25 protein-coding genes and 1 tRNA gene are annotated in these 21,808 nt (G+C 64.4%); 18 read left to right on the top strand and 8 right to left on the bottom strand.

Going from position 1 to position 21,808, the window contains the following annotated elements; genetic code table 11:
* Positions 1–133: 133 nt before the first annotated feature.
* A complete protein-coding gene (locus V7082_RS16695) occupies positions 134–736 on the bottom strand; it encodes an RES family NAD+ phosphorylase (protein WP_334150380.1) in 603 nt (200 codons plus the stop codon).
* The gene (locus tag V7082_RS16690; RefSeq protein WP_334150379.1) at positions 714–1,397 is read right to left on the bottom strand and encodes a hypothetical protein; all 684 of its coding nucleotides are present in this window, start codon (positions 1,395–1,397) and stop codon (positions 714–716) included. The genes V7082_RS16695 and V7082_RS16690 overlap by 23 nt, the downstream gene beginning before the upstream one ends.
* Positions 1,398–1,579: 182 nt before the next feature.
* Here V7082_RS16690 and V7082_RS16685 point away from each other — a divergent pair, with 182 nt between their 5' ends.
* From V7082_RS16685 to V7082_RS16615, 15 genes are all read left to right on the top strand, one after another.
* A complete protein-coding gene (locus tag V7082_RS16685) occupies positions 1,580–3,226 on the top strand; it encodes a recombinase family protein (RefSeq protein WP_334150378.1) in 1,647 nt (548 codons plus the stop codon).
* A gap of 205 nt (positions 3,227–3,431) precedes the next feature.
* Entirely contained in the window at positions 3,432–3,662 is a 231-nt protein-coding gene (locus tag V7082_RS16680) for a hypothetical protein (RefSeq protein ID WP_334150376.1), read from the top strand.
* A gap of 88 nt (positions 3,663–3,750) precedes the next feature.
* The gene (locus V7082_RS16675; protein WP_334150375.1) at positions 3,751–4,239 is read left to right on the top strand and encodes a hypothetical protein; all 489 of its coding nucleotides are present in this window, start codon (positions 3,751–3,753) and stop codon (positions 4,237–4,239) included.
* A 58-nt stretch (positions 4,240–4,297) separates the two neighbouring features.
* Entirely contained in the window at positions 4,298–4,804 is a 507-nt protein-coding gene (locus V7082_RS16670) for a helix-turn-helix transcriptional regulator (protein WP_334150373.1), read from the top strand.
* Between the two features lie 246 nt (positions 4,805–5,050).
* Positions 5,051–5,773, top strand: a complete 723-nt coding sequence (locus tag V7082_RS16665) for a hypothetical protein (RefSeq protein WP_334150372.1) — start codon at positions 5,051–5,053, stop codon at positions 5,771–5,773.
* Positions 5,773–6,039, top strand: a complete 267-nt coding sequence (locus V7082_RS16660) for a DUF6074 family protein (protein WP_334150371.1) — start codon at positions 5,773–5,775, stop codon at positions 6,037–6,039. The genes V7082_RS16665 and V7082_RS16660 overlap by 1 nt, the downstream gene beginning before the upstream one ends.
* A 273-nt stretch (positions 6,040–6,312) precedes the next feature.
* Positions 6,313–6,552 carry a hypothetical protein gene (locus V7082_RS16655; RefSeq protein WP_334150370.1) on the top strand — a complete coding sequence of 80 codons (240 nt, stop codon included), beginning with the start codon at positions 6,313–6,315 and terminating at the stop codon, positions 6,550–6,552.
* 52 nt (positions 6,553–6,604) lie between these two features.
* Positions 6,605–6,835, top strand: a complete 231-nt coding sequence (locus tag V7082_RS16650; RefSeq protein ID WP_334150369.1) for a hypothetical protein — start codon at positions 6,605–6,607, stop codon at positions 6,833–6,835.
* 9 nt (positions 6,836–6,844) lie between these two features.
* Positions 6,845–7,090 (top strand): ribbon-helix-helix domain-containing protein, encoded by a 246-nt coding sequence (locus tag V7082_RS16645; RefSeq protein ID WP_334150368.1) that lies wholly within the window; start codon positions 6,845–6,847, stop codon positions 7,088–7,090.
* A gap of 9 nt (positions 7,091–7,099) precedes the next feature.
* Complete coding sequence (locus V7082_RS16640; RefSeq protein ID WP_334150367.1) at positions 7,100–7,513, top strand: hypothetical protein; 414 nt, start codon at positions 7,100–7,102, stop codon at positions 7,511–7,513.
* Positions 7,474–9,735, top strand: coding sequence for a phage tail tape measure protein (locus V7082_RS16635; protein ID WP_334150366.1), 2,262 nt, complete (start codon positions 7,474–7,476; stop codon positions 9,733–9,735). The genes V7082_RS16640 and V7082_RS16635 overlap by 40 nt, the downstream gene beginning before the upstream one ends.
* The gene (locus V7082_RS16630; RefSeq protein ID WP_334150365.1) at positions 9,735–10,151 is read left to right on the top strand and encodes a hypothetical protein; all 417 of its coding nucleotides are present in this window, start codon (positions 9,735–9,737) and stop codon (positions 10,149–10,151) included. Before V7082_RS16635 ends, V7082_RS16630 begins: the two co-directional genes overlap by 1 nt.
* 57 nt (positions 10,152–10,208) lie before the next feature.
* Positions 10,209–10,700, top strand: a complete 492-nt coding sequence (locus tag V7082_RS16625; protein WP_334150364.1) for a hypothetical protein — start codon at positions 10,209–10,211, stop codon at positions 10,698–10,700.
* The gene (locus V7082_RS16620; protein WP_334150362.1) at positions 10,687–10,911 is read left to right on the top strand and encodes a hypothetical protein; all 225 of its coding nucleotides are present in this window, start codon (positions 10,687–10,689) and stop codon (positions 10,909–10,911) included. Before V7082_RS16625 ends, V7082_RS16620 begins: the two co-directional genes overlap by 14 nt.
* Complete coding sequence (locus tag V7082_RS16615; RefSeq protein WP_334150360.1) at positions 10,911–12,746, top strand: prohead protease/major capsid protein fusion protein; 1,836 nt, start codon at positions 10,911–10,913, stop codon at positions 12,744–12,746. Before V7082_RS16620 ends, V7082_RS16615 begins: the two co-directional genes overlap by 1 nt.
* Positions 12,747–12,930: 184 nt before the next feature.
* Here the strand turns inward: V7082_RS16615 and V7082_RS16610 are convergent, their stop codons facing one another.
* Together V7082_RS16610 and V7082_RS16605 are read right to left on the bottom strand one after the other, a co-directional pair.
* Complete coding sequence (locus V7082_RS16610) at positions 12,931–13,350, bottom strand: hypothetical protein (protein WP_334150358.1); 420 nt, start codon at positions 13,348–13,350, stop codon at positions 12,931–12,933.
* Positions 13,308–14,306, bottom strand: coding sequence for an integrase (locus V7082_RS16605; RefSeq protein WP_334150356.1), 999 nt, complete (start codon positions 14,304–14,306; stop codon positions 13,308–13,310). The genes V7082_RS16610 and V7082_RS16605 overlap by 43 nt, the downstream gene beginning before the upstream one ends.
* 105 nt (positions 14,307–14,411) lie before the next feature.
* Between V7082_RS16605 and V7082_RS16600 the strand changes: the two genes are divergently transcribed.
* Positions 14,412–14,657, top strand: a complete 246-nt coding sequence (locus V7082_RS16600) for a hypothetical protein (protein ID WP_334150355.1) — start codon at positions 14,412–14,414, stop codon at positions 14,655–14,657.
* An 84-nt stretch (positions 14,658–14,741) separates the two neighbouring features.
* Here V7082_RS16600 and V7082_RS16595 read toward each other — a convergent pair.
* The 3 genes from V7082_RS16595 to V7082_RS16585 form a co-directional block, all read right to left on the bottom strand.
* Positions 14,742–14,816 (bottom strand) — tRNA-Asn (locus V7082_RS16595).
* 92 nt (positions 14,817–14,908) lie between these two features.
* On the bottom strand, positions 14,909–16,474 hold the full coding sequence (locus V7082_RS16590) for a cation acetate symporter (protein ID WP_334150381.1): 1,566 nt from the start codon (positions 16,472–16,474) through the stop codon (positions 14,909–14,911).
* Between the two features lie 17 nt (positions 16,475–16,491).
* Positions 16,492–16,806: a DUF485 domain-containing protein gene (locus V7082_RS16585; RefSeq protein ID WP_334150354.1), complete on the bottom strand. Its 315-nt coding sequence runs from the start codon at positions 16,804–16,806 to the stop codon at positions 16,492–16,494.
* Positions 16,807–17,089: 283 nt separating this feature from the next.
* On the opposite strand from V7082_RS16585, the gene V7082_RS16580 reads away from it, so the two are divergent.
* Both V7082_RS16580 and V7082_RS16575 read left to right on the top strand, forming a co-directional pair.
* Positions 17,090–18,286 (top strand): DUF2778 domain-containing protein, encoded by a 1,197-nt coding sequence (locus tag V7082_RS16580; protein WP_334150353.1) that lies wholly within the window; start codon positions 17,090–17,092, stop codon positions 18,284–18,286.
* A 90-nt stretch (positions 18,287–18,376) separates the two neighbouring features.
* Entirely contained in the window at positions 18,377–20,350 is a 1,974-nt protein-coding gene (locus V7082_RS16575; protein WP_334150352.1) for an MDR family MFS transporter, read from the top strand.
* A 127-nt stretch (positions 20,351–20,477) separates the two neighbouring features.
* Here V7082_RS16575 and V7082_RS16570 read toward each other — a convergent pair whose 3' ends face one another.
* Complete coding sequence (locus tag V7082_RS16570; protein WP_334150351.1) at positions 20,478–21,587, bottom strand: tyrosine-type recombinase/integrase; 1,110 nt, start codon at positions 21,585–21,587, stop codon at positions 20,478–20,480.
* Positions 21,588–21,808: the final 221 nt, after the last annotated feature.

Raw genomic sequence — 21,808 nt, 5'->3', positions numbered from 1 at the left:
GCACGCGCCGCCTGACTCAAACCAACCAGCCTCCGGCAAACCCGGGGCGGTTCAAGGGTTTTCGAAATGAATGAGGGTGCAGTCCGGTCAATTGTCATTGAGTCGGATTGGTTGCCGAAGATCCAAGTGCAGGTTATCCGAGGCCGACGTTGTAGCGTGTCAAAAGCGTAGCCAGGCGGTCGCGGTCTTTCGTGATCGGTTCAGCATCGAGCGGTGTCAGACGATTGGCCGTATGCTCAAACAATGCGGCGCAAAGCTCACTGTTGTCGTGGTTGGAGCGGTAGGCGATGCCATCCGGTTTGCTCGGATGGTCATGAATAGCGCGCGACCATTTTTGGGCAACGGTGTACGGCCCGCTCGTGACAGCGGCGGTGGCGCCGACCTGCGCTAAACCTTGACCGTGGACGGAGACCAAGCGGAGGCGCGCTGTCACTTCTATCTGGGAGAAGGATCGCTCTTCCAAGAACGTCACCGCGACGAAACGGGCTCCTACGGCGCGCAGGCAGGTCTCGGCGAAAGCGCCTGCGAAGGTGGCGGCGAGGTAGCACACGCCGTAGCTCTCGGCCGGGTCGTCGAAACGGTTGGCGGTGGATGCACCGAAGAAGAGCGGGTGGAGCTCATTGCGATGAATACGCACGAGCCGGGTGCCTGCAGCAATCGTATCGATCGGGAGATCGCGGCTGGAGAAGTCCGGAGGTGGCAGGGGACCCGCCTTAGGCGGCGCCATGTTCACCATACGCCGCTGCTGCCGCCACTACCTCGTCTATCTTCCCCTTTCGTAAAAGGTCAATTGGCCGTTTGCCGCCGAGGCGGGCGTCGCCTGTGAGCATGAAGTTCACCCGCATCCACGGGTCTTCGACTGAGAAGGCATCGAGAACCTCACTGATGCCACGCAAGAGCCCGCTCTTCCCGATCTGAAACGCCGGATAGACGTAGCCGTCGCCGACGTCGAGCCAGAAGACTTGATTGCGCTCACGCTTGCGGCCGAGCCCTTGCGGGGTGATTCCTAGATGATCGGCGAGCTGCTGCGCCGACAGGGCGCCACCTTCGGCCTTCAGCATTTCGCGCTTCATTTCTGATCCCCGCAGAAAGGCTTCGGTCAGGGGATTTGGCTTGTCCGGCAGAATCTCGGCACCGATGGCGGCTGCGTCGCGCAGAGAACTAAAGAGCACATCCGTATCGGTGGAGGCTCCAACGGCTGCAAGCAGGCGATCACGAGGCATACGTTCCGCTATCCGGGTCAGGGCTCGTCCTGTTCGCTGAACGAACGCTTCGACCAGATCTTTACTCGGACCTGGTTCGGCGCGCCGGCTGCGCTCTGGGCCGGTCTTGGGCGGGTTGTCGCCGAAATGGCTGGCGCGACCGCGGCGACGGCGGGTTCCGGCTGGGGTTGTCATGAGCAATGACCTTGGATAGTTTCTTTTGTCATGCTATATATATAGCACGATAGTGGAAATTTCAACTGGATAGGCCGCTTGGTGATGCAAGCTGCCGATTGGGGAAGTTTCCGCTCGTTCTGTGGCCGCTCTTTGACGTACTGCTGGCGTCGAGAGGTTGATCTTGCAAACGGAGGTCTCGCATGAATGTGCATGCGTCCGTAGCCTTGGCTTCGTCCAGGAGTGCTGCGCTTTACCTGCGTGTATCGACCGGCCGCCAAGCCGAACACGATCTGTCGATTCCCGATCAGCGGCGGCAGCTTCAAGCCTATTGCCAAGCCAAGGGTATCGCCGTTGCGTGTGAATTCGTCGAGCCGGGAGCGTCTGCGACGGATGATCGGCGGCCGGAGTTCCAGAAGCTGATGGATGAAGCGGCCCAGAAGCCGGCGCCGTTCGATGCCATCATCGTGCATTCGTTCTCGCGGTTCTTCCGGGATCAGTTCCAGCTCGAGTTCTACGTTCGGCGCCTGGCCAAGAATGGCATTCGCCTTACGTCCATCACGCAAGACCTGGGTGATGATCCCATGAGCGTGATGATGCGCCAGATCATGGCGCTGTTCGATGAGTATCAATCGAAGGAGAACGCCAAGCACACGCTGCGGGCGATGCGCGAGAATGCCCGGCAGGGCTATTGGAATGGGTCACGTCCTCCGTTCGGATACCGGACAGTGGCCGCCGAGCAGAGAGGAGCCCGTATCAAAAAGAAGATTGAGCCTGATCCGGAGCAGGCCGAGACGGTGAAGCTCATGTTTCACCTCGCGCGTGTCGGCGTGGAGAATGGCCCTATGGGCGCGCGCCAGATTGCTGACTACTTGAACGAGCGCGGCATTCGTACGCAGACGGGCGGTCGCTGGGGCACCGGAGCGGTTCATCAAATTCTGACGCGCGAAACCTACATCGGTCGGCATCGCTTCAATGTATCGAGCTGGCGCAAGAAGGAGCGCAAGGCTGATGCCGAGGTGGTGGAGGTGGCCGTTGCGCCCATCATCAGCGAAGACGAGTTCGCTGAAGTGCAGTCGATCATTCGCTCGCGCAGCCCGCAACTCAAGGCGCCGCGCTTCGTCACGGCCGGGACGCTTTTCGGCGGAGTGTGCTTTTGTGCCGGCTGTGGCGGGGCGATGACGCTCCGGACCGGCAAGAATGGCCAGTACCGCTACTACACCTGCTGCACCAAGGCCAGGCAGGGCCAAACGGGGTGCCGCGGGCGCACCATTCCGATGGGCGAGCTGGACACTTTGGTCGTGTCCCACCTCGAGGACCGGCTTCTTGTCCCTCAGCGGCTCGCCGAGCTGCTCGCCGGCCCTCTCGCGCGTCAGGAGGCGCAGGCCGAGCGCCTGAAGGGGCGGATTGCGGAGTTGAGGAGCCAGGCCGCAGACGCCGAGACCAAGCTGACGCGACTTTATGAAGCGATCGAGAACGGCTTAGCGGAATTGAATGATTCCAATCTGAAGGGGCGAATTGCCGAGCTCACCCGCACCAGGGATGCGGCTCGGGCGGATGCCGATCGGGCTGAACATCGGGAAGAAGGTAGCGGCAACTCTCTAACATCAGAGCTGTTGGGGCGTCTCGGATCGGAGGCTTGCAAGAAGTTGAGGGCGAGCGACGGCAGCTTCCGGCGGCACTACGTGCAGACGCTGGCGCAACGGATTGAGGTCGGAGACGACGAAATCCGGATCAAGGGAACGAAGCCGGGGCTCATACAGGCACTTGTTGCGGCTGGAGGAAGCGCCCGAGTGGAAACTGCAGGGTCGCCAGTTCCCAGTTTCGTTCCGAGATGGCTCCGCGGGTAGGATTAACATAACGTCGAAACACATTGAAATTAAACGATAAATTAGCATCGCTGCACCGCATTTATAGCCCTCTTTATAGCCCAATTATAGCCCTCCGCCCGGCGTGTTTCTCCCCAGGAATTGCCCTTGCGCAACTCCCGGCCCGAGCCCCCTCGCACCGTTTGCCGCTCCACGCTAGAGCGCGAGCGGCAGGAGGCGGCATGGCATGCGGTCAAAGCTCGATCAGGTCAGGGACGCGTGGGCGGCAGGCGATAGGATCGCCGCCTTGCGCATCGCTTCCCGGTTCCATGACCGCAGCCCCGAGACGCGGGCGTTCCAGCGCGGCCATCAGGCGGTTCTCCATCCCGAGTTTTTCCGGCGGCTTGGCCGCGATCCCGAAGCCCTGACGGCCGCCGCGCTCGACGCGCTCGCCCGCAAGTTCAACTTGCCGACCTGACGCGGCCAAGCTTCCAGACCGATTGGAGCGCCGCGGCGTCCTGATCGACCTGCCGCGCGCTCGGGGCGCGCTTCTTCTTCGGCGTCTCTTGCGCCGCGCGCTGCTGGATCACGGCCGTCTGTGCCCCCGGCGTCTTTGCCTTGGCGGCTTCGAGAAGGGCGTCTTGATTGTCGTCGAGCTTCAGCTTCCGCGCGGCGTCTTGGGCCTCGGGGGAGAGCTTCGCGATCTTGACGGAGCGACGCAGATCGGTGGCTGGCACACCAAGTTCGCGAGCGGCCTGCCGTATCCCGCTATTTGGTCGGCCGCCCTTGGGTTTTGCGCCAAGTTGGCGCGAAACCTGCCGAAGTTCGGCAGGTTTATCTGCCGGGGTGTCCTTCTTCCTCGTCTTGACGATCTCGACCCAAGCCGCCTGAAGTTCGCTGCGCTCAAGGGCCGTGATCTCTCTGCGGTGCAGGTTTTCCGCGATCTCCGTGAGCTTCCCGACCGCTATCGCGTCCTGCCCCGCGTTAAGCTCGGGCAGTTCGATGGCGTCGATGGCATCCCATCCAAGCTCGATTGCGGCCTGAAGCTGCCGTGACGTTGATGTTACGCCTTGTCACGCATGTCGCGCTCGAAGATGTCACGCGCAGCCTGACATGCGCGCGGCGATAGCGCCGCGCTGCCCCACATTCGCGCGCAGGCGGCGATTTGGGTTCTGGCGCTACCAATCCATAGGCCATTTCATTTCGCCGCCAGCGTTAAAGTGCGGTGGCATTTCGCGCGAAAAAATAATTGCCATACCATGGTATCGCATTTCGAAAATGCCATATCGACTTTCTATTTTGCCCGCCCATATCCTGATTAGGTCGAATGTATTACGTGAAACCGGCGGCACAGAATGGCGGCCGCCATTTTTTGGGAGATCCAAGATGCTTCTGATTGACGAACCGCTTCTGAATACCCGCCAGGCCGCGCTTTATCTCGGCAGGAGCGAGGTTTTTCTGAAGAAATTGCGGGCGACCACGCGAGGGCCTCGCTTCCTGCGGATCGGCACGGGACCGCTACCGCGCGTCTTCTACCGCCGCGCCGACCTCGAAGCTTGGGTGGCTGGTGCGATCCGCGAATGCACAACCATAAGGGACGGCCAGAGCTTGGCCGCATGACATCATGAAACCACGAAACGTCGCGCCGCGGGATGCCCGTCCCGCGGTCGCGAAAGTCAAAAGAAAGTCGGATAGCCGGAAACGTAGTCGCTTCGCGCCTTCGGCACAAGGGGGGCTCGTTTCGTTTCGCGATAAAAATAGGATCGCTGCCCGGCTCGTTTTCGCCGATAATTGCGCGCTCCTATTTGTGGCCGGCAAAGACGGGCTGAAACAGGTCGGCGGCGTCCTTTCGTTGGAGGGCCGCCAATGACCGGGCTACGTTGGTTTCGCTGCGTCTTGGACTATTGGTCGAGCGACGATATTGCGTCGTTAGACTTCGCGACCATCGGCTTTCTGCACCTGATCCGCACGAAGATCATAGAGCGCGGCAAGCCCGTGGAATACGAGATCATCCTGCGGATGGCGCATCGGCACGGCTCCAACCGGCGGACGGTCGATAAGATGCTCGCCAAGCTGACCAAGTGCGGGCTGATCGTCCGTGTCGGGGCCGATTTTTGGTGTAACGATCTGGCCGCCGAGGTCGAGGACAGGCGCGTTACATCGCAAAAGTATCGCAAAAGTTTCGCAAAAGTTTCGCGAAACATGAGGCGTAAAACCCAACAAAATGGGGCTTTTGCAGTACCAGAAGAAGAAGAAGAAAGAGAAGGGCGCCCTGCGGGCGCCCCTTCAGAGATCCAGCTTAATAATACAGTTGGGTGTGCAACGCCTTCGCCTAGCGGCGAGGCGTTCCCCATGACGGCTATCGATATAGCGAACGGCGAGTTCGGGGAAGCCATGCAGGCCAATTATGCCGCCCTCTATGCAGGCCACCTTGCGTTCGATTTGGAAGACGTGTGCGGTTGTAACGAGGAAGACTATCTAGGCGACGATGATGTCGCGGATGTCATCGACCACGAACACGCATGGATTTCGGAAGGCTGGGACGAAGGCCGCGGCGATGCTGAGCGGCGAAGCAAGGGGAACGACTAATGAAAATGGCTGGGGCGAATGTCATTTTGTTTCCAATGGCGCGGCACGCCAGCGTGCGCGTCGTCGCGGGCCGGCTTGCGGCCTTGCCGCCAAGCGAACGCGGCAAGGCGTGGAAACATTACGCGCGGCGATTGATCCGCTCCCGCCGCGCGTCCGGCGCGTCGCCGGAAGCTGTCGCCGCCGATGCGGTCGCCTTCCGCCAGGCCGTGCGCGTCATGGTCGCCTACCTCGAAGCCCATCCATCACGTTCGTCGGATAGGGCCTGATGCGCCGTCATCGCCGGGCTGCGCGCGGCCGATGGGCGGCGGGGAGGGGGTATGCCCTAGGTTCTTTCCCGCCCCCACGCGGCATGCGGCGCGCGGCCCCCCGATGTTCGGGGATGTTTTGATTTTTGCGTTTTCGGGTTCGCTTCCGCATGGGCGCTCGGGAAGTGCTGGAAATCCAGAGCTTCGCGGGCCGATTTGCGAAATGAGGGGTGGGCACTCGCTTCGCCGCGCGCCTGCGGGCGCGCGAACCGCACACGTCACAGGGGGATGATGATGCCGCGACGATCTTCGCACATTGGGCGCAGGAAAGCGCCGCCACTGAAGCCGCTGACCATCGAGCGGTTGGAGCAACTCGTTGTTGAGTTTGCCGCCCTGGTTGTTCGGGACGGGCCACAGTACGGCCCGTTCCTCGAACGCGCGCAGCGCGAACTAGAGGCCGCGAAGAATGGCATAGAGGAGCAGGCGCGCCGCATATTAGCGGATTATGCCGCTCGCCAGATACCGAGCAAATAAGTTAGCTCCACCAGATGTTTACGGGCAGAAATTCATATGGTGGAGCAACAAGATGGCGATTGAAAATTACAAAGAATGGCTGCAGGGCGAGTTTGAGATCGCCGGGCGAAGCGGACCCTACCGCGTTTTCGGGCTGACTTGCGGCGGGTTCGGGTTATTCGACTGCGCACAGTCGGGCGGTGGCGCGTCGCGCGTTACGTATCTGACTTCGCTCGTCACGGGCGAGGTTCTCGCGACCTTCGCGACGCGCCGCGAGGCGCGTCTCGCGGCTCAGGCCATGTAGGGGGGCGCAATGCAAGTTCAGAAACGGCGGTCTTCCGCGCGGACCGTCCGCATTGGCAAACGCAAGACGACGGTCTCCGTCGAGGACGTTTTTTGGAACGCCTTGCGCGAAATCGCCAAGCGGCGGCGCCGCCCGCTGCATCGCATCCTGCAAGACATCGCGATGACGGCGGACGAGGGGCTGGGGCTCTCGTCAGCGATCCGCGTCTTCATTTTCCAGCACTTTTACGACGTAGCCCACGGGCAGCAAATCTAAGGGGGGATCATGGCACGCAAGCAGGACAACGGTTGGCGTCGGGGCGAGTTCGATGTGCAGACGGTAGGCGGCATGCGCCGCGTTGTCGGCTCGGTATCCGGACGCTTCGGCATTCACGAACGAGCCTTCGAGGATTGGACCGGCGCGCAGCGGCGCGTGTCTTACCTCATCCTGTTGTCATCGGGAATTGCGCTTGCGCCGTTCGCGACGCGCCGCGAGGCGCGCTTGGCGGCGCAGGTTATCGCCGACCTTGAAATCCAAGATACCGCGGCGATTGCCGACAGGTGGATGGCGGCCGGTTTCTATATCAGCGGCGATCACCCCGAAGAAAGCGGCCATATGATTTGGCGCCTTCTCGGGGGTGCCCTGACGGATCAATTCAAATGGGCAGCCATCGCGGCGCCCGGAGGGCTGTTGTTGTGACGACACGAACTTCCCAACTGATCGTTCGGCTGGTTGACAAGGTAAGCGGCCCCGCCGCCCGCGCCACGGCCGGCTTGCGGCAACTGCTCGGCGCTTCGCAGGCTACGGCGGTTGCGGCGCGCGGCACGATGGCCGCCGCGCGCCGCGACATGGCGATGGTTCGGCAGGGCGCCGACCGCATGACCACCGCTATCTCGCTGCCCCTTGCGCTGATTGGCGCGATGGGCGCGAAGACGGCTTACGAGTTCGCCAAGGCCGGCAATAACATGCAGGCGGTTACGCGGATCACGACGGAGCAGCGCAAGGAGATCGAGAAGCTTGCGCAGGAGTTGAACGAGAAGTTCCCATCGACGGTCGTTGACATCATGGGGGCTGCGTTCGAGCTTGGCCGCGCGGGTCTCGACTTCGATCAGATCATGGGCGGCCTCGAAGGCACCCTGCAACTTGGCCTCGCGGGCGACTTGGCGCTTGCGGAGGCGGCCGACATTTCGACCAACATCCTGACGGCGATGCGGCTTCCGGCCAAGGGCGCCGACCAAGTTGCGGCGTCGCTTCAGCGCGTCAACGACGTGCTCAGCTACGTCGCCACAAATTCCACGACCGACACCCGGCTGATGGGCGAGACTTTCAAATATGTTGGCCCGATGGCCGCCGCGGCGGGCATGTCCATCGAGCAGGTCGGCGCGGCCTCGCTTATCATGGCGAAGAACCAGATCCGGGGCAGCGAGGCCGGCGTGGCCATGCGTTCGGCGCTGGTCCGCATGGTCAAGCCGACGAAGCCGATGATCGCGGCGCTTGAGCGTCTGAACCTCAACGTCAAGGACTTCATCAAGGGCGGGCGGCAGATCAGCGGTAACGATGTCGTCAGGTCGCTGGCGGCGGACGGCATCGACGCCACGGACTTTGAGAAGAAGATCGACGCGGCGCTTGCCGATCCGAAGCTGCAAAAGTCCACCGCAGCGATGACGGCGGCGATTGCGAGCATCGTCGATGAGGCCGGCTCCACGATTGACAAAGCCAAGTTGGCCGAGGCGATCACGGACACATTGACGGCGGCCGGCTCGGAAGTCGATCTGTTTGGGTTCGCCGCGGCGCTTCGCGAGAAGGGCGCCGACCTTGGCGACATTGCGCGCATCTTCGACGCCCGGCAGGGCGCCCGCCTGATTACGTTGCTGGTGGGGGATCTCAACAAGGCGTTCACGGATGTTTCCGAGCGCGCCAAGGGCGCCGCGGCCGAAATGTCGGCCGCCCGGATGGCTGGCGTCGTCGGTCAGGTGAACGCGTTGGCGGCGGCCTGGACGAACTTGCATATAGCGATTGCGGAGGCGGGCGTCTTGAAGACGGCTGGCGAGATCATCCGCGGCATTACCGAGAACCTGAAGGGGCTGGCCGCGGCCAATCCCCGGATGCTCGAATTCGGAACCTACGCCGCGTTCGCGGTGGCCGCATTGATCCCCCTTGGGATGGCGTTGTCCGGCCTCGGCGGCATTGTGGGCGTGGTCGTCGGCGGCATCGGATTGCTGGCGACGGCGCTCGGTATCGCCACGGCGCCGGCCGTCCTTATCATCGGCCTCCTTGGCGCGCTCGGGTATGCGGTCTGGTCGAATTGGGACAAGCTCAAGGAGGTCGCGTCGTTCTATGGCGATATGATCGCGAAGCTTGGCGCGAAGATCGGCGAGGGGATCGTTGCCTTTGCCGAATGGGGCGCCGGCATCGTGACGAGCCTTGGCGATGCGATCAAGGGCGCGGCAGTCAGCCTATTCGATACCGGCTCGCAACTCCTGCAATCCCTTTGGGATGGGATGAAGTCGAAAGCGGGCGAGTTGCTGAGTTGGGCAAGCGGCCTCGCGGGGCGGGTAGGCAGCGCGATAAAGGGCGCCATTGGCATGGGCGGCGGCGGTGATGCTGGCGCTGGGGCCGGCGCAGCGCCGCCTGCGCGCGCCCGCGGCGGCCATGTATCGCGCGGCACGTCCTATCTCGTTGGTGAGAAGCGGCCTGAGATCTTCACAGCCGGTCAATCCGGTTACATCAGCCCGCGCGTGCCGGAGGGCGGCCCCCGCCATGGCGCGCCGCCGATCAACTTCTCCCCGACGATCAATATTAGCGGGGTCGTCGGCTCGCACCGGGAGATCTTTGACTTGTTCGAACGTGAGTTGTCGCGCAGGGCCGGTGAGTATTTTCGCGGCCTTCAAGGCGATGTGAGATTGGGGTGGGGGTACTGATGATGGACCTCGATGCAATCGCCGCCGCGTTCGGTGTTCGCCTTCACGAGCGGATCAAGCGAGCGGTTATCTCCGGGGGGATAACTGACCCAAACGATGGCTATGCGGCGACGTTGGAGGCCCTCGGCGTGACCGACGCCGCCATTCGGCGGGCGGTCTTCGCCGCGGCGCGTGACTTCGACATAGGCGAAAATCTGCGGATGCTGTTCTGCATCCCCTACGCGATGGGTGACGGCGCGGCCCTGGGCCGCGCCAAGCTCGCGGTCAGCGATCCCAGAGCCAAAGGACGGGAGGTCGCCGTTCTGGATGCGCTGATCGCGGGCGCTGACATCGAGGACGCGTTGCGCCGGCCGGTGTCGCCGGACGGTGCGTCGTCGGGCGCGGTTGTCGTTCCTTTCCGAACTAATCCAGCTTGACGCAATCTGCGAAGCACCACAGAATAGCTTCAAGTCGAAGCAATCCTGTGGTGCGCCATGTCAGATGAACGACAGTACCGTTTGAGCGAGGTCGCCGATGCCCTTGGCGTTCCGCTTGCCCGCGTCCGCACGATGCGGACGCGCAATCAAACTGCCATGTGGGATGCGGGTATCGACGAGCCCGAGCGGGTTTGGCGGGACTACTCCATCGACGACGCCGTGGCCTTCGCCTGCGTTCTCGACCTGATCGAGAAGGGCCTTGCCGCCGACGTAGCGGCAAGCATCGTCGGAAACAGCCGGGCGCATATCAAGGCCGGGCCGCATCCCCGCGCTGCGCATCACACCGACGTTTGGATCGGCGCCGTCTTCTTCGCCGATGGCCGGGCGCATGTCGGTGGGCAACTTTGCGACCTCCTGATCGACATCGAGAAGAAGGTTCGACACGAGATCCGCGCCGCCGACGATGGGAACGGCACGGCCGTCTTCATCGTGAACGCATCAACCCACTTTCGGAAACTAAAGGAGGCGCTGCGCGATGCAGCCCGCTGAACCAATCTACCCGGCCGCTTTCGCGGCGCGCGCCCGCTCGGTGCGCGCCGATCTTGAAGCCGGCATGTCCATGACGCTGGACGACATCGCCGAGCGCCTCGGCCTGTCGCCTGGCGAAATGGAGGTTTGGATCGCCGCGGAGATGTTCCGGCAGCGCCCGGACCTTGCCGCCGTCGCCATCTTCCACGTTCGGCGGGAGGCGTTGAACTAATGCCTGTTGCCACCATCGAGCCTGAAGCCATGCTTACCCGGCTCGCGCCGTCGAGCGGCGCGTCGTCTTGGGACGCGAAGGCGCGGACGTTCCGCGCCGTCATCGCGGCCGGTGCGGGCGTCCAGCGTTGGGACCGCGACGGCCTTTTCACAGAGTACCTTGACCCCGCGGGCATCGAGCTTCGCGAACGGGTGCCGGTCCTGAACGCCCACCGGCAACATGACATCGCCGACGTGCTCGGCACGGTCGTGAAGGTCGAGCGCAAGGGCGACAGGATCGAAGCCCTGTTGCGCATGTCGAAGCGCGCCGAAGTCGAGGCCGTTGTCGCCGACATTGCCGATGGCGTGCTGTCGGGCGTTAGCGTCGGCTACCAAGTGCTCGCCTGGCGCGAAGAAGAAGACGACGCGGGGAACCGCACCAAAACCGCCATTCGGTGGCGGCTTCTCGAAGTATCGGTTGTGCCCGTCCCGGCGGACGATGGCGCGCATTTTCGGAGCAAGAACATGCCGACGACCCCTAGCACGGATGACGACACCACCATCGAGCGCGACGAGCGCGCACAGCGCGCCGAGGACCGGCGCCGCGCGACGATCTACGACCTGGGCACAAGGCACCATGCCGCCGACTTCGCTGCCCAGCACGTTGAGGCCGGAACGTCGGTTGCCGACTTCCGCGCCGCCCTGATCGACCGCGTGGCCGAGCGCGCTGCCCAGCAGCCGCAGACCATCAGCATGATCGGCGCCGATGCGGGCCACGTCAGCCTTGAGAACCCGGAACACCGCCGCGAGGCTATGGCAGAGGCGATAGCCGTGCGCGCCAATCCGAACATGACGCCATCGCCCGCGGCCCGGCAGTTCATGGGGATGTCGCTGACCGATCTCGCTCGCGCGTGCCTTCAGTATGCGGGCGCGGACACCCGCGGCATGGGCCGCGATCAGATCGTCGCGCGGGCCCTTGGCCGCCGGTCGATGGGCGGCATGCACACAACGTCGGACTTCTCGCTCGTGCTCGGCAGCGCCGTGGGCCGCACGCTCCGCGCCGCTTACGAGGCGGTGCCGAGCGGCCTCAAGCCGCTTGCCCGGCGCCTTGAGCTTTCGGACTTCCGGAAGCGGACGATGATCTCCTTGTCGGGCTTCTCGGCGCTCGAAAAGGTGAACGAGCACGGCGAGTTCAAGCGTGGTTCGCTGAAGGACACGGGCGAGAGCGTGGGGCTCGACACCTTCGGCCGGATGTTCGCGATCAGCCGGCAGGCCATCGTCAACGACGATTTAGGCGCCTTCGACGACCTTCCGCGCCGCCTCGGTATCGCGGCTGCGAATTTTGAAGCGGAACAGCTTGCGTCGGTCCTTGCCGCGAACCCGGTTATGTCCGATGGCACCCAGCTATTCCATGCGAACCACGGCAACCTTGCCGCTGCCGGCGGCGCCATTGCGACCGCAACGGTCAGCGCGGGTCGCTTGGCAATGCGTCGTCAGACCGATGAAGCCGGCCAGTTGATTGGCGTTGCGCCGACCACGCTCGTCGTCGGGCCAGCCCTCGAAACCGCGGCCGAGCAGTTCTTGGCGGCGATCAATCCAACCGCGACGACCGACGCCCAGCCCATTCGGTTGCAACTCGCCGTTGAGCCCCGTATCGCGGGCAATGCCTGGCATCTCGCGGCAAGCCCGTCGCAGATCGACGGGCTTTGCTTTGCGCATCTTGAGGGCGCGCCGGGGCCGCAGGTCTTCGCCGAGGAAGGCTTCGACGTTGACGGCGTGAAGATCAAGATCAGGCTCGACTTCGGCTGCGCGTGGCTAGACTGGCGCGGATGGTATCGCAACGCGGGCGCCGCCTAACAGGACACCGACCGGGCAACCTCGGGGGCGCGCGTCCGCTCTTAAATCGCCATCGCCGCCCGGCGGTTCGTTCATTGGCGATGGTCGATAGACGCACAAGGGCCGCGCATCTTGGGAGGGTGCGCGGCCCCGTTGGTTTCAGGGGCGCGCTCCCATCGCGGGTTGGGCGCGCGCCCCGTTGGTTTCAGGCGTCCGCGTCGTCGCGGTCGCGGATCTCGTTCGCGACATCGGCGGGGACAAGTTCGTCCTCGCCGCGCGCGAGGCGGCGCTTGGCCGCGTCATACGCGGCGACATCGGCGGCGTCTTCAGCGATCCGCAGAAGATGATGTGCGTCGATAGCGAGGTCATCGTCGTCGCCCCACGCGATCCCGCTACGATGCGCATCGACGCGCGCCGTCGCGAAGACCGCAGGATCAACGAGCGGCGCCAAGACCACGCCGCCGGCAGCGATCCAGTCGCCGAGGTCGATCCGATCCACGCGGCCATCGCCCCACGTCACGTCTATGACGCGGGGCGCGGCGACTGCGACGGAGGCGAGCTTGGGGATGTCGGGCATGGCGGCTAGATCGACGTTGGCGCGCGGAAAGCGATCTTGTCGAGCCATCCCTTCAACTGCTCAAGCGAAGGCGGCGACCCGTATTTTGGCCTGCTGTATTTGTGACCCATCGCGTAGCAGAGAATTTTTTCGGGCGCTTCGACCGCCGTTAGGCGGTCCTCGAAGGTATGCCGCAGACTGTACAGCGAATGACGGTCGGTCGGGCGCAGGTCATGTGCCGACAGGAATTTGTTGACGGTTGCCGACAGTGCGGGCGATCCATCGAAATACGTGGGGAAGCCCTCCGGCTGCATCTTCATCGCTTCGAGCGCGACGCCGACAAGGGGAATATGCCGCTCGCTGTGGTCGGTCTTTAGGACGCGGCCCTCGGCTTGGACCACGACATGCGGCACGTCGCAGTCGAGCCGGATCGCGCCCTTGGTCAAGTTGACCACTTCGACGGGGCGAAGGCCGATCTCCGCGCAGACGTAGATCACGCGGCGGGCTTCGGGGTTCAGTCCATCAAGGGCGCCGTCTGCCAGGATCTTAGTCTGGATGAACTCGACGGTGTATGGGGCGCGCGACCCGTACTTTTCCCCTTCGATCCGCAACTCGGCGAAGATCGGCTCCAACCCGAGGCGCCGTGCTCGGTTCAGGGTGCGGATCATCCGGTTTAGATTGCCGATGTCTTTATTGGCCGTTGCAACCTGAACGCCTTCGCCGATAACGCGGTCCTGCCACCATTCCCGGAAATCCAACGCGTCGGTGCGCGTCAGGTCCTCAAGATACGCGTTGCGGCCGAGCACGGCCTTGAAGTTGGCAATCGCGCGCTTCTTGCCGTTGCGCCAGCGGCGCAACTGGTCGGGCGAGAACTTCGCCAGATGCGTCCGTCGCTCGACTTCATATTCCTTGAGCAGCGTTGAAAGGGCGATGCGGGTCGGCGCGGCGTTGCCGAGAACAGCATCTGCGGCCTTCGGCTCATCGACCCAGCCGCGGCGTTCGAGCAGTTCGATGCGGCGCACCATCTCGACCAGCGGCCCGGCTACAAGTTCGGCCTCGGTCCTATAGCGCAGGCCAAGCCGCGCTGTGATTGCGCGGGCGGTCTCGACCGAGATCGGCGCTGGCGCCGCATGCCCACCTTCGAGCTTGGCCTTCCATTCCGCCTCCAATTCGGTATTCAGCCGCTGAACAACGTCATGGGCCCGGATACCGGCGGGATCGTCGGCAACGCGGATGCCTGTGTTGACCCGCACGACCTTGCGGCCGTCAACATGCTTGAACCGCTTCGGCACGAACCGCGTCAGGCACCAAATGCCCTTGTTGTTCTGCGGCAAGATCGGGCGCATGGGCTACCCCTTTTATATCCCTTTTTATAGCCCAAAGCGGTATAATAGTATGGCAAGGGTGGCCAGCGCTAAGTGTTAAGCGCTTGATATTATTGGGTTTTCTTGAGAATTAAATGGCTCCGCGGGTAGGATTCGAACCTACGACCGATCGGTTAACAGCCGATTGCTCTACCACTGAGCTACCGCGGAATGGCCGGAGAGCCGCGCTCATAGCAGATGCTCGCCGGGAGAGCCAGAGGATAAGACAAAAAAGTGAGGGAGGGGAGGTCCACCGCGTCGCGTCAATGCGCGGCGGCGGACCCGGCCCCGATCCCGGTCTCCGAGCGTACCGCCTGCGCCTCGTAGGCGGCCCGCTCCGCGTCCGCCGCCGCGCTGCGGTCGAGCTTCGAGACGAGCCAGATGCCGAGGAAGGCGATCGTCATCGAGAACAGCGCCGGGCTGTCGTACGGGAAGACCGCCGTTTCGAAGCCGAACGTCTTGACCCATACTGCCGGGCTCAGGAGCACCATGCCGACGGCAGAGACGAGGCCCGCGAAGCCGCCCGCGACTGCGCCGCGCGTCGTCGTTCCCCGCCAGAGGATGCTCATCAGAAGGACGGGGAAATTGCAGCTCGCGGCGACGGCGAAGGCAAGGCCGACCATGAAGGCGACGTTCTGCTTCTCGAACACGTAGCCGAGCACGATCGCCACGACGCCGATGACGACGGCGCTGATCTTCGAGATGCGGACCTCGGTTGTTTCGCTCGTGCGGCCCCTGGCGAAGACGTTGGCATAGAGATCGTGGCTGACGGCGGATGCGCCGGCCAAGGTCAGGCCCGCGACCACGGCGAGGATCGTGGCGAATGCGACGGCCGAGATGAAGCCGAGGAACAGCGACCCGCCGACCGCCTTCGAGAGGTGGACGGCGGCCATGTTGGTGCCGCCGATCAGGCCGTTGATCCTGTCGTGGACGCCGCCGTCGCCGGCGGTGAAGTAGCTGGGATCGCCCATCAGCAGCGTGATGGCGCCGAAGCCGATGATGAACGTCAGGATATAGAAGTAGCCGATGAAGCCGGTGGCGTAGAGCACCGACTTGCGGGCGGCCTTGGCGTCGCGCACGGTGAAGAAGCGCATCAGGATGTGGGGCAGCCCGGCGGTGCCGAACATCAGCGCGAGGCCGAGCGAGACGGCGGAAATGGGATCGTTGACGAGCTTGCCGGGCCCCAGGATCGAGAGACCGTCGGGATGGGCATCCGTCGCCGCCTCGAACATCGCGTCGGGCGAGAAGCTGAAGTAGACGAGCACGGCAAGGGCCATGAACGTCGCGCCGCCGAGCAGGAGGCAGGCTTTGATGATCTGAACCCAGGTGGTCGCCACCATGCCGCCGGTCGCGACGTAGGTCACCATCAGCACGCCGACGATGATCTCCGCGTAGAAGTAGGGCAAGCCGAACAGGAGCTCGATCAGCTTTCCGGCGCCGACCATCTGCGCGATCAGGTAGAAGGCGACGACGGCGAGCGTGCCGACGGCCGAGAGCGTGCGGATCGGCGTCGCCTGAAGCCGGAATGCGGCCACGTCGGCGAACGTGTAGCGGCCGAGGTTGCGGAGCGGCTCCGCGATCAGGAAGAGTACGATCGGCCAGCCGACCAGCCAGCCGACGGAATAGATGAGACCGTCGAAGCCTGAGGCGAACACTAATCCCGAGATGCCGAGAAAAGAGGCCGCCGACATATAGTCGCCGGCGATGGCGAGGCCGTTCTGGAACCCCGTGATGCCGCCGCCCGCCGCATAGAAGTCCGATGCCGTCCGCACGCGCGAGGCGGCCCATCGCGTGATGACGAGCGTCGTCGCCACGAAGATGAGGAACATGACGATGGCTTCGACGTTCACGTCAGCCTCTCGATGATGCGCTGGATGGCGGGATCGAAGTCTCTATTGGCGCGGCGGACGTAGAGTCCGGTCAGCACGAAAGCCGACAGGATGACGCCGATGCCGAGCGGAATGCCGATGGTCGTGGCGCCGTCGCCCACGGGCGTCGCGAGCCACCACGGCGCGAAGGCGACCAGCAGGATGAAGCCGAAGTAGATCGCCGCCATGGCGGCTGAAAGGCTCCAGGCGAGGCGTGACCGGCGGCGCCCGAGCGCAATGAACTCGGGATCGCGCCTGATCCTCTCGATCAGCGCGGCGGTGTCGGCTGCCATGCTTGCGTGCCCCTCCCCCTCGGCGCGTCGGGCCCCGTGTGGACGGCCCCATGCGGTCGGGGCCCGGCGGCTCGTTGTCCTGCGAGCTTAACGGATTGCCCGTCGGGGGAAAGATCCTCCGTGATGCAAATGTTAGCTCATGCATCGAGATAACGCCGCCGCGGGGAGTGTCGCGGCGACGCGTGCGTTCGCCTCAGCAAAGCCTTACTCTTACCCCGACTCCTTGGCTACAAAGGCGGGCGCAAAACCCCGGAGGGGGTCCGGAGCGCGACGAGGGAACGGCGTGATTCGAAACGTGGCAACGGTGAGGACCAGGGCGGCGGCCTCTGCGGCCGCGGCAGGGCTTCTCATGCTCGCGTCGTCCGCCGGCCTTGCGCAGGAGGCCACGGTGCCGGACGCCGCGCCCATGTCCGAGGCGATGCCCGCTGAGACGATGCCTGACGAGACCATGCCTTCGGCATCGGCCGGAGCCGCGGCCGACGCCATCGCGGACGTGTTCAGCAAGGTCGGCGACCAGCTCTACGAGGACTGCATCTTCGAGTTGTCGGAGGAGCAGGTCGCGATCCAGGCCGCCCTGATCCTCTCGTATGTCGAGCGGGGCGCCACGGGACAGGTTGCGCGGCGCCTCGCCGCGACGCAGATCCAGCCGCCCAAGCTCCCGCCCCAATGCGAGCAGATGCGCCGAACGCCCGAGGAGACGGCGCCGGACTGGTCGACGACCACGGTTGCGGCGATGCCGCCGGCGATCGTCACGGCGCCGAAGCCGGCGCAGCGCGAGCAGCCCCTGCCGTCCATCACGCTGGCCGGGAAGAAGATGCCGGCGCGCTGGGATTGCGCCCCGGGCGTCGACTACGTGACCGTCAAGCTCAACGGCTACGAGCGGAAGCTGACTGGCGGTGAGATCTGCAACCCGTTCGAGGATGTCGTGCACGCCGTGCCGGCGTCGGACCGAAGCTTCCGGTTCGGCTACACGATCGCGACCGGCCGGCTGTTCGTGATCTCGGACGATCCCGCGATCAACGGCAAGACCATCGCCTGGGGGCTCTCGGGACGCGACATCTGCCGCAACAACCCCGACCCCGATTGCTTCGCGGCCAAGGCCATCGGCCCGCTGCCGCCGGGCGAGTATACGTTCGCATCCACCGCGCCCGCCAAGCGGGTCAGTTGGGGGCCGAGGACCAAGCGGCACGTGGTTGCGGTCTACCTGAAGAGTCTCTGGAACAAGGACCGTTTCAGCGCGCAGCACAGGGTCGCCATCGCGAGGCGGGGCAACATCGCCATTCACATGCGGCTCAAGGGCGAGATGTCGGAAGCGTGCATCGGCCTCGAGCCAAAGGGTTGGAGCTATGTGGCCTCCCTGGTCAAGGAGGGGCGCGCCACGGGGCTCAATGTCTACATCGAGGAGCCGCATCCGCAGATCGCCGAGGCGCCGCCCGTCATCATCGCCTCCACGTTCTCGCTGACGTCTCTCTTCAAGTAAGGTTCGCGTCCCGCGCCCGTCGACGGGCCCGAGGCGCGGGTTTATGGTCCGGTCCCGCGAACTCGACGCCGGCGAGCCCGTTCATCCCGCATGCAAGACACACCCTCCGCTCTCGCCGGCAGCACCGCCCACAGGCGAGAGGTCCTGGCCACGTTCTCGGCTCTCGTGCTGGTGCTGCTGCTCGCCTCCCTCGACCAGACCATCGTCGCGACCGCGCTGCCGGTCATCGTCGATGAGATCGGCGGCCTTTCGCATCTGTCGTGGATCGTCACCGCCTACCTGCTCTCCAGCACCGTCGTGGTGCCGGTCTACGGCAAGCTCGGAGATCTCTACGGGCGGCGCCTGGTGCTGCAGGCGGCGATCCTGATCTTCCTCGCGGGCTCTCTGCTCTGCGGCCTGGCGCAGAACCTGCCGGAGCTGATTGCCTTCCGCTTCCTCCAGGGGCTCGGCGGCGGCGGGCTGATCGTGACCGCCATCGCTGTCGTCGGCGATATCGTGGCGCCGCGCGAGCGGGGCCGGTACCAGGGCTTTTTCGGCGGCGTGTTCGGGTTGTCGACGGTGCTCGGCCCGCTGCTTGGCGGCTTCATCGTCGATCACTCGTCGTGGCGGTGGATCTTCCTCATCAACCTGCCGCTCGGGCTTCTGGCGCTGTTCGTCATCAGCCGGACGATCCGCAGCCAGGCGTCCAAGGGCGAGGTGTCGATCGATTACGCGGGTGCGGTCCTGCTCACGCTCGCACTGACGTCGGTCGTGCTCGTCTCGAGCCTCGGGGCGACGCTTGTCGCGGAGGCGCCCGTCAGCCTGTTCGCGATCTCGCTTGCGGGCGTGCTGGCGCTCGCGGGCTTCCTCTATGTCGAGACGCGCGTGCCGGACCCGCTGGTGCCGCTCGCGCTGTTCCGGATCCGGGCCTTCGTGATCGGGACGTCGGTGGGGTTCATCGTCGGCATGGCGCTGTTCGGATCGATCACGCTCCTGCCGGTCTATTTCCAGGTCGTAAAGGGCCTCGACCCCACCAGCGCGGGCCTGCACATGACGCCGATGATGCTCGGCGTGTTCGTGAGCTCGATCACGAGCGGCCAGATCATCAGCCGCGTGGGCCGCTACAAGATGTTTCCTGTCGCGGGCACGGCGATGATGACGGTCGCCCTCGTGCTGCTCTCGACGATCGAGGTGGAGACGGCCGCGAGCCGCGCGGCGCTCTATCTGCTCCTGCTCGGCCTCGGGCTCGGCATGGTGATGCAGATCCTGGTCATGGCCGTGCAGAACGCGGTGCCCTACGAGCGCCTCGGCGTGGCGACGTCCGGCACGACGCTGTTCCGTTCGATCGGCGGCTCGGTCGGGGCGGCGCTGTTCGGCGGCATCTTCGCCTATTTCCTCGGTGCGGATATCCACGGGGCGGTCCCCGGCGCCGAGGGCGTGCTCAATCCGGCGGAGATCGCCAGGCTCGCCGAGCCGATGCGCTCCCTCTATCTCTCGGAGTTCGTCAAGGCGCTCCATCCCGTGTTCCACACGGCGGCGGTGATGACCTTCGTCGGCTTTCTCTTGACGCTCGCGATCCGCGAGGTGCCGCTCAGGACCACCATCGCGCCTGAACCGCTGACGGACGCGTTTCCGCATCCGCGCGATGCCACGTCGCTCGACGAGCTCAAGCGCATCGTCACGCGCATGACGGCGCAGGAGAACCGCTGGCGCGTCTATCAACGTGCGGCGGGGCGCATCGGGCTCGCGCTCGAGCCGGATGAGCTGTGGCTGCTGGCGCGGATGGGCGAGGGCGGGGGCTGCGCGACGCAGGCGGATCTCGAAGGGCGCCTCAGGATCGCGTCCCAGCCGTGCGCGGAGCTTCTTGGCCGCCTCGTCGCGTCCGGCATGGCGACGCGGAGTGAGGACGGCCTCTATGAGCTTTCGGAGGAGGGGCGAGCGGGCTACGAGCGCCTGCTCGAGCGGCGCGAGGCGGATCTCGAGGAGATGCTGGCCGACTGGGACCGCAATCAGCACCCCGACGTGCGCGCTATGATGAAGGAGCTGGCAAGATCGTTCGCCGCGACGCCGCCGGCGCGGGTGTGAGGACGTTGTCCTTGAAAAGATGGAGGCCACGCCCGGAATTGAACCGGGGTACGCGGATTTGCAGTCCGTGATATGTATCGTCATACAGCGTTGTTTCTAAACGAAATTGCTGCAAGTCCACCTTAACCTATGTCCCCCCGCTTGTCCCCCGGATCGAAATGATCTCCGCCTCGCGCTGCTCGACCCGCTCGCGCAGGTGCCCCTCCTTCAGGAACGCATAGTGCTTCTCCGTCACCTTGATCGAGGAGTGCCCCAACCACTTGCTGACCTCCTCCATCGAGAACCCGTGGTCCTGAAGCAGCCGGCACCCGCATGTGCGCCGCAGGTCGTGCCACTCGACGTGCTCCATGGGTGGGATGCTGCGCCCCGCCCGCTTTTTGTTGGCCCGCCTGACGGCCTTCTGCAGCGCCTCGTAGTGGTAGGGGCTTTCCTCCGAGTAGCGCTTGCCCTCGTAGGTCGTGAACAGGTACGGGCTCCTGAGGTCGGCCGGCATCTCGGTGGCGACCCGCAGCGCCCGCTCCCATAGCGGCACCCGGCGCGGCTTCAGGCTCTTGGCCACCTCCTCCCGCACGTTCACCTCCCTCACCCGCGCATTGACGTCGGTCCGGAGCAGACCGAACTGCTCCTCCTTGCGAAGCCCCGTGTCGATGGCAAACTCGATGGCCTTGCGGGCCTTCTTGGGCGCGCATTCGAGGATTTCGCGCTCCTCATCGTGATCGAGATAGCGGGTCCGCGCCGGCCCTTCCTCGAGCCCGGCCATCTGCCGGCCGCGCAGGAACGGTTTCACGGGGTTCGCGGTGACCCACTCCCACTCCTCGCACTTCGTGAAAATGACGCTGAGGCAGGCCAGATCGCGCCGGATGGTAGAGTTGGTCACGCCAGCCTTCTTGCGCTCGCGCTCGAACTCTCCAAGCCTGGCAGAGCCGATCTCGTGCATGAACGCAGCGTCGAACTTGGCGAGAAGGTTTGAGATTGAGACGAGATAGCGCTTTGCGCTCTTCGGCTTCAGGTTCGGGAAGTGCTCGTCTCCGAAGCGCGCGGCTGCCTCGTTGAACGTCCGGCGTGGCTTTTCTCCCCAGGCGATTGCTTCGAGCTCTGCCCGCACTTTTGCAAGGCGAGCTTTAGCGTCTCCAACGTTCGCTGTTTCGAGGGAACCTTCGAAGTCCTTGCCGTTCTTCCGGATCCGATACCAGAGGACGGCACCGCGCCACCGCATGCAGGGCGGGAGCTTGCGCACGGCTTCACCTCCTCGAGCTGTGACGTCCACCACGCGTCGAATGTTGCTGCGTCAACGAGATAAATCCAGCGTTTCTGGAACCTCTTGCGGCGGGTTCCTGGGATCTGCCCGGCCGCGGCACGACGCTGCCAGTACCTCACCCCGAGTCTGGTGCGTGCCGCAATCTCGGAAATGAGCAGGTCGCTCAATGCCCCTCCCTCCTGTCCTGGGTGGTCATGGCG

This window comes from Hyphomicrobium sp. (assembly GCF_036833075.1).
In the GTDB taxonomy this organism is placed as follows: Bacteria; Pseudomonadota; Alphaproteobacteria; order Rhizobiales; family Hyphomicrobiaceae; genus Hyphomicrobium_C.
Note: the sequence above shows the minus strand (reverse complement) of the source record. Positions and strands in the feature narration are given on the sequence as shown.